General features: G+C 61.6%; 12 protein-coding genes. 7 read left to right on the forward strand and 5 right to left on the reverse strand.

The features are described 5' to 3' along the window. Positions 1-4: 4 nt before the first annotated feature. Both DDE77_RS15590 and DDE77_RS15595 read right to left on the reverse strand, forming a co-directional pair. A complete protein-coding gene (locus DDE77_RS15590) occupies positions 5-292 on the reverse strand; it encodes a DUF1150 family protein (protein ID WP_108398413.1) in 288 nt (95 codons plus the stop codon). Positions 293-307: 15 nt separating this feature from the next. Then, positions 308-727, reverse strand: a complete 420-nt coding sequence (locus tag DDE77_RS15595; RefSeq protein ID WP_108398414.1) for an Hsp20 family protein — start codon at positions 725-727, stop codon at positions 308-310. 117 nt (positions 728-844) lie between these two features. Between DDE77_RS15595 and DDE77_RS15600 the strand changes: the two genes are divergently transcribed. From DDE77_RS15600 to DDE77_RS15630, 7 genes are all read left to right on the forward strand, one after another. Then, a complete protein-coding gene (locus tag DDE77_RS15600; protein ID WP_108398415.1) occupies positions 845-1,696 on the forward strand; it encodes a glycosyltransferase family 2 protein in 852 nt (283 codons plus the stop codon). A gap of 131 nt (positions 1,697-1,827) precedes the next feature. Beyond that, on the forward strand, positions 1,828-2,028 hold the full coding sequence (gene rpmI / locus DDE77_RS15605; RefSeq protein ID WP_108398416.1) for a 50S ribosomal protein L35: 201 nt from the start codon (positions 1,828-1,830) through the stop codon (positions 2,026-2,028). Positions 2,029-2,048: 20 nt separating this feature from the next. Further along, positions 2,049-2,450, forward strand: coding sequence for a 50S ribosomal protein L20 (rplT, locus tag DDE77_RS15610; RefSeq protein WP_108398417.1), 402 nt, complete (start codon positions 2,049-2,051; stop codon positions 2,448-2,450). Positions 2,451-2,663: 213 nt separating this feature from the next. Next, entirely contained in the window at positions 2,664-3,794 is a 1,131-nt protein-coding gene (gene pheS / locus DDE77_RS15615; RefSeq protein ID WP_108398418.1) for a phenylalanine--tRNA ligase subunit alpha, read from the forward strand. 34 nt (positions 3,795-3,828) lie between these two features. Next, positions 3,829-6,249, forward strand: a complete 2,421-nt coding sequence (pheT, locus tag DDE77_RS15620; protein WP_108398419.1) for a phenylalanine--tRNA ligase subunit beta — start codon at positions 3,829-3,831, stop codon at positions 6,247-6,249. Between the two features lie 51 nt (positions 6,250-6,300). Continuing rightward, positions 6,301-7,494 (forward strand): class I SAM-dependent RNA methyltransferase, encoded by a 1,194-nt coding sequence (locus DDE77_RS15625; protein WP_108398470.1) that lies wholly within the window; start codon positions 6,301-6,303, stop codon positions 7,492-7,494. A 107-nt stretch (positions 7,495-7,601) separates the two neighbouring features. Continuing rightward, positions 7,602-8,012 carry a hypothetical protein gene (locus tag DDE77_RS15630; protein WP_108398420.1) on the forward strand — a complete coding sequence of 137 codons (411 nt, stop codon included), beginning with the start codon at positions 7,602-7,604 and terminating at the stop codon, positions 8,010-8,012. Positions 8,013-8,070: 58 nt separating this feature from the next. On the opposite strand, the gene DDE77_RS15635 is transcribed toward DDE77_RS15630, so the two are convergent. From DDE77_RS15635 to DDE77_RS15645, 3 genes are all read right to left on the reverse strand, one after another. After that, complete coding sequence (locus DDE77_RS15635; protein ID WP_108398421.1) at positions 8,071-8,889, reverse strand: sugar phosphate isomerase/epimerase family protein; 819 nt, start codon at positions 8,887-8,889, stop codon at positions 8,071-8,073. After that, positions 8,886-10,055 (reverse strand): dihydrodipicolinate synthase family protein, encoded by a 1,170-nt coding sequence (locus DDE77_RS15640; protein WP_108398422.1) that lies wholly within the window; start codon positions 10,053-10,055, stop codon positions 8,886-8,888. Before DDE77_RS15640 ends, DDE77_RS15635 begins: the two co-directional genes overlap by 4 nt. A gap of 154 nt (positions 10,056-10,209) precedes the next feature. Beyond that, positions 10,210-11,361, reverse strand: a complete 1,152-nt coding sequence (locus tag DDE77_RS15645; RefSeq protein ID WP_108398423.1) for a Gfo/Idh/MocA family protein — start codon at positions 11,359-11,361, stop codon at positions 10,210-10,212. Positions 11,362-11,490: the final 129 nt, after the last annotated feature.

An 11,490-nucleotide genomic window follows, 5' to 3' on the forward strand; every position in this document is an offset into this window, starting at 1 on the left:
CTGCTTAGTGCAGGGTCGCCAATCCCAGATTTTTGTCGCCCAGCCAATCCACCACCGCATCTTCGGTGTCGGTGACCAGAAGGGGCGTGCCATCGGCTGACATCAGGAGCTGGTATTCGGCCTCGGCCTCGAATTCGGCCTCGGTGATCATAGAACTGAGCACGGCGCCACTGACGGGGCGGACATAGGCAACCGCGTCGCCGCCAAGCGCTGCAAACTGCGCGCGGGTGAGGGATTTCAGAGGATTGAGGTAGGCGTGGCCTGCGGCCTCGTTGCTGTTCTTTTGATACATATGTCGGCCCTTTCCTCAGACTGAGCGAATTTCGATACGGCGGGCGATCTTGGGCGCCGTGGGGCGCTCTATTGTAACAACGAGCATACCATGCCCTAAAGTTGCATCCTTAACGATCATCCCTTCGGCGAGAAGAAAGGATCGCTGGAATTGCCGCGCCGCTATGCCGCGATGAAGGAACTCCCGGGAAGGGTCATCCTTCTGCTTGCCGCGCACGATGATCTGGTTGTCTTCCACCACCACATCGAGCTCAGGGGCGCTAAAGCCGGCCACGGCAATCGACACCAGGAACTTCTCGGTTCCATCTGTGGCGACATTACGCTCGATATTGTAGGGCGGGTAGCCGTCGGACGACTTGGTCAGCCGGTCCACACGCTCCTCAAAGCTCTCGAAGCCGAGGAGAAAAGGGGCAGAAAACACCGAAATACGCGACATTCAGACCCGTCCTTGATAATCAAGCAACGTTAGGGCAGGGACCCAAAACACTGGCATCGTCCGCTTGATCCAGGATATGGGGCAGCCTCGCGCCGCGTTCAAGACCAGAGTTTTTTCATGCCGCAAACTGTTGCCGTGATCACCCCTGCATGGAAGGCGCAAGACACCATTGTTGCAACCGTCCGGAGTGTTTTGGATCAGACGCACCAGGATTGGGAGTTGTGGCTCGTGGCCGATGACGGTGCCGATTATGAGCGCTTTCTGGCCGAGAGTGGCATTCGCGACGGGCGCATCAAATATCTGTCAAGTGGCGGTTTGGGGCGAGGCGCCTCGCACACGCGCAATGTGGCGCTGGAGCAGATCGTGGCCCCTTATGCGGCGATCCTGGATGCCGATGATCGGCTCAAGCCACAAAAGCTCGCGCGTGCGGTTGCGGCGCTGCAAACGCATGGCATCGTGACCACGGCCCTCGATGTGATGACCGATCGGTTGGAGCATTTGCGCCTAGTGGGGCAGGGGCCAGACCGGGAGGTTGCGCCGGGCGAGCACAAATGGATCAGCCTTTCCATGGATTCCATGATCGTCTGGGATCGGCGCAAGGCCGATGGGCGCTATGATCCGGCCATGAGCAATATGACGGATTTGGAATTCCTGCTGCAGCTTTACCGTACCGTGCCGCGCTCATTTCATCTGGGCACGCCGCTCCACGACTACATCAAGCGATCCTCGTCGATGAGCAATGGCAAGAATGTTGCGGCAGGGATGATTGCGAGCAAGCAGGTGATCCGCCAGCGGCTGGTGGATGGCGCCTATGGCTTGCCGGACGAGGATGTGGAGGGCCTGCTGGGCTTTCTCGATATATCGCTCGAGGCTGAGGCGCTTTACCAAGGGGCGCTGGCAACACGGCCTGGCCTGCTGTTCGAGGACCATATCGAACCCATGTTGGAGACGGCGCGGCAAGCTTCTTGAGGGCTTGCCTTCCCCAAGCTTTCGCCCTATAGAGCCGACTTCTCCGGATCGCCCGGCCAAAAGGCATGCCGTGGCGGTCTTTGAATGCGATGGGCCCAAATCCATCCGAACACATCTAAAGGACCCGCAAAATGCCAAAAATGAAGACGAAGTCTGGCGCCAAGAAGCGCTTCAGCTTCACAGCGACCGGTCGTGTCAAGGCAGGCGTCGCCGGCAAGCGCCACCGCCTGATCAACCACAACGCCAAGTACATCCGCACGAACCGCGGCACCAAGATCCTCGCCAAGGGCGACGAGAACTTGGTTAAGTGGTACATGCCGTACAACCGCTAACGCTGAAGGGAAGCTGACACATGTCACGCGTTAAAAGAGGCGTTACCGCTCACGCCCGTCATAAAAAGGTTTTGAAGGCAGCGGAGGGCTATTATGGCCGCCGCAAGTCTACGATCCGTATCGCCAAGCAGGCCGTCGAAAAGGCTGGCCAGTATGCTTACCGCGACCGTCGCGTCAAAAAGCGCAACTTCCGCGCCCTCTGGATCCAGCGCATCAACGCTGCCGTCCGTGATCATGGGCTGACCTATGGCCGATTTATCGACGGCCTCAGCAAGGCTGAGATCGCTGTCGACCGCAAGGTGCTGAGCGATCTGGCGATCACCCAGCCCGAAGCATTCGGTGCGCTGGTTGCCAAGGCCAAGGCCGCGCTTGCGTATCTCGAAGGGGTGGACGCCACCACCCACGCTCGCGTCACTGCCTGATCCTTAGCCAAGCTGAGGCCAAATCCAACGCCTTGCGCTATCTCCGAAAGGGGGTAGCGCGAGGCGTTTTTGTTTGGTCTATAGCGGCCAAATACCCCGATAACCCCGTGAGGCCTCATGGTGAGCCTGTCGAACCACGAGGTCGGGTGCTCCAAGCGTGCCACGCCCTCGTCCTTCGACAGGCTCAGGATGAGGTCTACTGAAAGCTTTCCGATGTCCCTCGACCAACAGATCGACACCCTTCGCGCCGAACTTTCGGCTGCCATTGCCGGAGCGACCGACGAAGCTTCGCTTGATGCTGTTCGCGTCAGCGCGCTGGGCAAGAAGGGCAGCGTTTCAGCTTTGCTGGCGTCGCTCGGCTCCATGGCGCCCGAAGATCGCAAGAGCGCCGGCCCGGCCATCAACGGCCTCAAAGGCGAGATTGCCGGCCTGATCGAAGCGCGCAGCACGGCGCTCAAATCAGCAGCGCTCGAAGCGCGCCTCAAGGCCGAAACAGTGGATATCACCTTGCCCCTGCAGCCGGCGCCGACGGCCAAGGGCCGCATCCACCCGATCTCGCAGACAATCGACGAGATCACGGCCATCTTCTCGGACATGGGCTTTTCCATCGCCGAAGGGCCCGATATCGAGACGGACTATTACAATTTCACCGCGCTGAACTTCCCTGAAGGGCATCCGGCGCGCGAAATGCACGACACCTTCTTCATGAAGCCGGGCCCCGATGGGGTAAAGAAGGTGCTGCGCACGCACACGTCCCCAGTGCAGATGCGGGTGATGCAGAAGACCAACGACAAGCCGCAGGCGAGCTACATCACCCCGGCGATGGACCCGCCCATTCGCGTGGTCATGCCCGGCCGCACCTATCGTAACGATAGCGACCAGACCCACACGCCCATGTTCCACCAGGTGGAAGGGCTGGTGATCGACAAGTCATCGCATATCGGCCAGCTGCGCTGGGTGCTCGAGGAGTTCCTCAAGGCCTATTTCGAGGTGCCCAACGTCACCCTGCGCTTCCGCCCCAGCTTCTTCCCGTTCACCGAACCATCAATGGAAGTGGACGTGCAGTGCGACCGCTCGGGAAGCGAGGTCAAGATCGGCGAAGGCAATGACTGGCTCGAAATCCTGGGCTGCGGCATGGTTCATCCCAATGTGATCCGCAATGCCGGCCTTGATCCCGATGTCTACCAAGGCTTTGCCTGGGGCATGGGCATTGATCGCATCGCCATGCTGAAATACGGCATGCCCGATCTGCGCGCCTTCTTTGACGCCGACCAGCGCTGGCTCGACCATTACGGCTTCCGCCCGCTCGACCTGCCAACCCTGTTCGGCGGCCTGAGCAGCTGAGCCCGCCCTGAGATCATCCCGAAAGACAAAAAGAATGAAATTCACCCTCGATTGGCTCAAGGATCATCTCGACACCACAGCTTCGGTGGACGAGATCGGCAAGACGCTGACCACGATCGGGCTCGAGCTCGAAGGCATCGAGAACCAGGGCAAAGTGCTCGAAAAATTCGTCGTGGCGCAAGTCGTGCATGCCGAGCCGCACCCCAATTCCGACCACCTCAACATCTGCAAGGTCGACGCCGGCACGGGCGAGCTGATCGATGTGGTCTGTGGCGCGCCCAATGTCACGACAGGCATGAAGTCGGTGTTCGCTTTCCCCGGCACCTATATCCCGGGCAAGGATTTCGAGCTCAAGGGTGGCGTGGTTATTCGCGGCGCACCATCCAATGGCATGCTCTGCTCGGCCGCCGAGCTCGAGCTCAGCAACGACCATGACGGCATCATCACCCTGCCCGAAGATGCGCCGGTCGGCGCAAAATATGTCGACTATGCCGGGATAAACGGCGTGGTGTTCGATATCTCCATCACGCCCAATCGCGGTGACGCGACGGGCGTTTATGGCATAGCGCGGGACCTTGCCGCCTATGGGTTGGGGACGCTCAAATGCACCGACATGTCGCCCGTCCCATCGGTTGGCCCAAGCCCGATAGCGCCGCTGCCGCACCAATTTGCCCAAGGCGAGCCCAAGGCCATCCAGAAATTTGCTGGCCGCTATATCCGTGGCATCAAGAACGGCCCATCGCCCGACTGGCTGCAGCAGCGCCTGCGCGCGGTGGGCTTGCGTCCCATCAACGCCATTGTCGATATCACCAATTGGGTATCGCTGGGCTGGGGCCGGCCGCTCCATGCCTATGACGCCGACAAGCTCAATGGCCAGCCCGTGCTGCGCAATGGGCGCAACGAGCCGTTCGATGCGCTCGACAACAAGATCTATACGCTCGACGAAACCATGACGGTGATCGCCGACGACACCGGCCCGCTCTGCCTGGGTGGAGTCATGGGCGGCATCCGCTCCGGTGTGACCGAAGAGACGGTCAATGTCTTGATGGAATGCGCCAGCTGGGACCCTGAGCTGATCGCCCGCACGGGGCGCAAGACCGGTATCGTCTCGGACGCGCGCTACCGCCTGGAACGCCACGTCGACCCGGCGCTGACCGAGCCCGGGCTGGAGTTGGCCACGCGCCTCGTAATGGAGCTCTGCGGCGGCGAGCCCATGGAGCCGGCGATCTCGGGCGAAGATGTGTTCCCCAACAGTGTGATCGAATTTCCGCTTGGCGAGATCAAGCGCCTGACCGGGCTTGATGTGGAGCCCGCGACCGTTTCTGCGATCCTGAACCGGCTCGGTTTCGAGATCGAAGGGGCTGGCTACATCCTTTCCGTCAAGGTGCCGAGCTGGCGCCCCGACGTGACGCAGAAGGCCGACATCGTAGAAGAAGTGATGCGCATGGTGGGCGTGGACAATGTTCCGGTGGAACCGCTGCCGCGCCTCAACCACGTTGCGCCACGCATACTGACCTCTATCCAGAACCGTCGCCGCCTCGCTCGCCGGGCTCTGGCCGCGCGCGGGCTTGATGAGGCGGTGACTTGGTCGTTCATTTCCCATGACGAGGCGGTGCGGTTCGGGGGCGGCGATGAAGGGCTGCAGCTGGCCAATGCCATTGCCTCTGATATGACCGACATGCGTCCATCCCTGCTGCCAGGCCTGCTGGCCGCTGTTCGCCGCAATGGCAATCGCGGCCGGTCCGACCTTGCGCTGTTTGAGGTAGGGCAGGTGTTCCTTAACACCAATCCCGATGGCCAGCACACCTTTGCCACGGGCCTTCGCACCGGCACGGCAAGACTTGCGAGCAGCGGCCGCCACTGGTCTGAGAAGGCCAAGCCCGTTGGGGTCTTCGATGCCAAGGCCGATCTGGCGGCCCTTCTTGATGCGCTGGGCTATGACATCGACAAGATGCAGCTATTTGCCGATCCGGCACCCTGGAGCCATCCAGGCCGCGGCGGCCGTATCGCCCAGGGTCCAAAAACCCTTGGCTGGTTCGGCGAGTTGCACCCGGCCTGGGCGGCAGAGCTCGATATCGATGGTCCCGTCGCGGCATTCGAGCTTGATCTCGATGCCCTCCCCGAAGGGCGTAAGAAGCCGACCAAAACCAAGCCGGCGCTTGATCTCTCCGCGCTGATGCCGCTCACCCGCGACTTTGCCTTTGTGGTGGACAAGTCGGTGACTGCCGGCGCCATCCTCAAGGCGGCCCGCGGCGCCGACAAGAACCTCATCAGGGACGTCACCGTCTTCGACGTCTTTGAAGGATCGCATGTCGGAGAAGGCAAGAAGTCGATCGCGATCGAGGTGACCCTCCAACCGCGCGACAAGACGCTGACCGACGAGGACATCGAGAAAGTCTCCGCCGCTATCGTCGCGGCCGTCACCAAGACCAGCGGCGGCGTGCTTCGCGCCTGATGATTGCTGCTGCCGCCGTCGCTGATGGCGGCAGTTCAAACCTGGAATCACATGAGTATCACCGCCAACATTACGGGTCTGGGCCACAAGGGCGAGGGCATTGCCGAAATCGATGGCGGCAAGGTCTTCGTGCCCTTGAGCCTGCCCGGTGAGACGGTGGAGATCGAGCGGGATGGCGAGCGGGGCCATTTGATCGGGGTCCTCGAGCCCGCGCCCAATCGGATCGAGCCTTTTTGCCCCCATTTTGGCTCCTGTGGCGGCTGCCAGCTGCAGCACATGGACCGCCCCAGCTACGAGGCGTTCAAGACGGGGCTCGTTGAAACGCCACTGGGCTTTGCGGGGATCGATGCCAAAATTTCCCGCTTCATCGACGCCGCGGGCGATGGCCGCCGCCGCGCAACGCTGCATGCGCGTCGGGAAGGCGCGGGCTATATGCGCCTGCGCAGCCATCAGGTGCATGACATCGACGCCTGCCCCATCCTGGTGCCGGCGCTGGTGCGGGCGCCCGAGATTGCCCGCGCCGTAATGGATGCCATTGGCGAGGCCGATGTCAGCTTCACCGCAAGCTTGTCTGGCCTTGATGTGGCCATTCGCACGGAAAAGAAGCAGGCGCGGGCGGATCGCGTGATGCCGCTGGTGCAGCACTTCAAGCTGGCCCGGCTCGCGCTTAATGGCGAGATGGTGCTGCAGACGCAAGCCCCTCTGATCCAGATGGGGCGAGCCCAAGTGGAACTGCCAATCGGCAGTTTTTTGCAGGCGACGGGAACGGCTGAGAATATCCTGGCCGATTATGTGCTCGGTGCCGTGGGCAAGAGCAAGAGCGTGGCCGATCTGTTTTGCGGCATCGGGCCCTTTGCCCTGCGCCTTGCCGAGAGGCGCCCGGTTTCAGCTTTCGACAGCGACAAGCCAGCCATTGCAGCGCTCGACAAGGCGCGTCGCTTCACCAAGGGTTTGCGGGAAGTGACTGCCAAGACGCGGGATTTATTTCGCGATCCGCTGACCCGGTTCGAGCTGCCCTTCGAGGCCGTGGTGCTCGACCCGCCACGGGCCGGGGCCGAAGCGCAGGTGCGCGAAATCGTGAAGAGCAAGGTTGAGCGTGTTGTGATGATCGCCTGTGATGCGCGCACCTTCGCGCGAGACGCAGCCATCCTGGTAACAGAAGGTTTTACACTCACCGATTTGCAGGCGGTTGATCAGTTCACACAGTCTACCCATATCGAGATTGCTGCCACATTCAGGCGGTAATCACAGTTTTGCTGAACAGGCAACCTGGGCGGAATCGACGCGTTCCGTACCATCACTAACATCATAGCGGCTGCGTGGGGCGGGCGTTGTTGTGAATGGAGAGACCCATGCAAATTCTAAAGACTACACTGGCGATCGGCATCTTGTGTGCTGCCACTGTCACACCCCTATTCGCTCAGGAACAGGCGGCACGGCCTCGTCAGGCTGCATCGCCCGAAGGCGTTTTCGTTGACGAATGGGGTACATCCTTCAAGTTCTCGCTGTGCGGCGAGGATGGTACGAGCCTGTGTGGCGTGCTGACCAACCTTGAGGGCCGCTCGGCCACGGAAGAAAACCTGGCCTATGTGGGCCGGCAGGTGATGCAGGCGCCGCAGGTGGCGCCCAACGAATGGAAGGGTTCGCTGGAAGCCGGCGGCATCAGTGCCGAAGCAACGGTGACCCAGACCAGCCCCAATACAATCGACATCCAGGGCTGCCGTTCGATCCTGTGCCAGACCCTGACCTATACGCGGATGTAGCATTCCGCTGATGCGCAAAGCCCCGGAGCCGCGAGGTTCGGGGGCTTTTTTGTGCGCTCTAGCAGACCGTCGCGACGCGCTCCTTGATGACGGCCAGAACCTCGTCGCCAGGGCGCTTCCACCAATTGTCCTGCGAGAAGATTTCCACTTCCTGTGGACCGAAAAAGCCGGCGTCTTCGATCATTTTGCGGATGGCCGGAAGGTCGATGACGCCGTCGCCCATCATGCCGCGATCAAGCAGCATGTCCTTGGTAGGGACGAGCCAATCGCAGATGTGGTGCGCAAAGATGCGCTTCATTCTGCCAGCGCGCCTAATGGCTTGCGCCAGGTTCGGGTCCCACCAGACGTGGTAGACATCGATGGCAACGCCGACATTTTCGCCTAAGCTTTCGCAGATATCGAGGGCCTGGTCGATCGTGTTCACGCAGGCGCGGTCTGCGGCGTACATGGGGTGCAAGGGCTCGATGGCGATGCGCACGCCCGAGGATTTGGCATGGGGGAGCATGGCGGCAATGCCGTCGCTGACCATCCCTCGGGCACCAGGTAAGTCCTTGGAAGATCCCGGTAATCCGCCGACGACGAGGACCAGGCAATCGGCGTTGAGCGCGGCTGCTTCATCGATGGCACGTAGATTGTCGTCGATCTGCTGTTGCCGGCCTTCGGCAGTCTCGGCGGGGAACATGCCGCCGCGGCAGACGCCGGTGACCTGGAGCTTGTTGTCACGCACGATCCGGGCCGCTTCGGGGAGACCGATGGCTGCGATCTGGTCCCGCCAGGGAGAAATGGCGGTGATGCCGGCGCGCAGGCACCCGTCCACGGCCTCGGCAAAACCCCAGACCTGGCGCGTTGTCGCAAGGTTTAGCGAAATGGCTCTCATGCTAGCACACTGTTAACGTTGAGCACCGCATTCATGCGCTTTACGGCCTCATCTGGGTCACCCAGGACGCGTGCCTTGTCGGCCAGGCGGAACAATTCCGCCAGGTGCTGCACGGAGCGGGCCGATTGCTGGCCGCCGATCATCTGGAAATGGTCCTGCAGCCCGTTGAGATAGGCGAGGAACACCACGCCCGTTTTGTAGAATCGGGTGGGTGCCGCAAAGATATGCCGGCTGAGCGGTACGGTAGGTTCGAGGAGATCAAAGAACTCGTTGGTGTTGCCACGACCGAGGGCAGCCAGGCCGGCGGAGGCGGCAGGGGCGACGGCGTCGAAGATGCCGAGCAGGGCATGGGAATAGCCCTGGTCATCGCCCGCGATCAAATCGGCATAGTTGAAATCATCGCCCGTATACATCTTGACCGACGCCGGGAGGCGCCGGCGCATGGCGATTTCTTTTTCGGCCGAAAGAAGGGAGATCTTGATGCCATCGACCTTGTCGGCATTGGCAGCGATCAGGTCGAGGCAGGTGTCCATGGCAACGTCATGGTCGATATTGCCCCAATAGCCCTGAAGGGCCGGGTCGAACATCTCGCCCAACCAGTGCATGATGACGGGCTGGCGGACCTGTTGAAGGATGTGGCCATAGACCCTGATGTAATCGTCGGGCGATTTGGCAGACGCCGCAAGGGCGCGGCTGGCCATCAGGATCACGCGACCGCCTTCCTTTTCCACGAACCCGACCTGTTCTTCATAGGCGCGGATGATCTGGTCGATCGTGACGTAGGGGCCGGGGGCAAGGTGATCGGTGCCTGCACCATAGGCGATCAGCGAGTCGTCTCGCGTCCGGGCTTCGGCCTGAGAGCGACGGATCAGTTCCTGCGCATCGGTCCAGGTGAGGCCCATGCCGCGCTGGGCGGTATCCATGGCTTCGGCAACGCCGAGGCCGAGGTCCCAAAGGCGGTGACGGAATTTGAGGGTGGTGGCCCAGTCGATGGCGGGGGTTAGCCAGGGATCGTTGTTTGCGAGCGGATCGGCCACGACATGGGCCGCCGCATAGGCGATGCGGGAGAAGTCGCTCGCCTTGTGGCGGATAAAGGGAAGGGGTTCGCCCGTGAGCTGATAGGGGGTGATGGAGCGGTCGGGATTGGGCAGGTTGATGCTGGTCATGGGAACGTCCTTGAAACTTCAAAGAACTGGATGTCATCCCGGGCTAGACCCGGGATCCATCCTGAGATCGCCCAGCGATCACTGATCGGGGAAGCATCTCGGGATGGGCCCCGGCTCAAGGCCGGGGTGACATCGTGGGTGTGGCGCGTTTGGATCAAAACGTCAGCTTTGGCACGTCGAGCCAGCGGCGTTCGGCCCAGCTCTGGAGGCCCAGTTCGGCGAGCTGCACGCCCTTGGCTCCGGCTTCGAGGCCATAGGGCCATGGTGCGTCTTCGGCGACGTGGCGCAGGAACATTTCCCATTGCGCCTTGAAGCCGTTTTGCGCGGGCCAGTTGTCGGGCACTTCTTCCCAATCGGCAAAGAAGTTCATGGTCTGCGGCTGGTCGGGGTTCCAGACGGGCTTGGGCGTGTTGACCCGATGCTGCGTCCAGCATTTATGGAGGCCCGCGACGGCCGAGCCATGGGTGCCATCAACATGGAAGGTGACGAGATCGTCGCGCCGGACGCGGGTGGTCCAGCTGGAATTGATCTGCGCCACGACGCCGCCCTCGAGCTGGAAGGTGGCATAGGCGGCATCATCGGTGTCGGCCTTGAAGCGGTTGCCTTTTTCATCGACGCGCTCGGGAATGTGGGTCGCGCCCAGGCACGATACGGCCTGCACTTCGCCAAAGAGATTGTCGAGCACATAGCGCCAGTGGCAGAGCATATCGAGGATGATGCCGCCTCCATCGGCCTTGCGATAGTTCCAGGATGGGCGCTGCGCCGGCTGCCAGTCGCCTTCGAACACCCAATAGCCGAACTCGCCGCGCACCGAGAGGATATCGCCGAAAAAGCCGGAATCGCGCAGCATTTTGAGCTTGAGCAGGCCCGGCAGGAACAGCTTGTCCTGCACCACGCCATGCTTGAGGCCCGAAGCGCGGGCCGTCTTGGCAAGGTTCAGCGCGACCTCGAGCGAGTCCGAGGTCGGCTTTTCGCAATAAACGTGCTTGCCAGCGGCGAGTGCCTTTTCAAGGAGCGAGGCGCGCATCAGCGTCGTGCCAGCGTCGAAAAACACGGTGTCGTCTGGGTTGGCGAGGGCCGCGTCGAGGTCGGCGCTCCAGCGGGCGATGTTGTGCTTTTTGGCGAGGCGCTCGATCTTTTCGGCGTCACGGCCCACGATAATGGGATCGACCACGAGGCGATCGCCATTGCTGAGCTGGACACCGCCCTGATCCCGGATCGCCAGAATGGAGCGCACCAGATGCTGGTTATAGCCCATGCGCCCGGTAACGCCGTGCATGATGAGCCCGAGCCTTTGATCGGCCATGAAATCCTCCCTCGCCGCCTTGTGTAACTGATTGGTTACTTAGCTAGCGCGAGCGTTCAACGTTCGTCAAGCGGGGGAATGGCGGAATCTGGCTTTTCCTTCCTTGTGCTTTACCCCGGTGAGCGGCGC

The sequence above is a fragment of the Devosia submarina genome, from assembly GCF_003056345.1.
Lineage (GTDB): Bacteria > Pseudomonadota > Alphaproteobacteria > Rhizobiales > Devosiaceae > Devosia > Devosia submarina.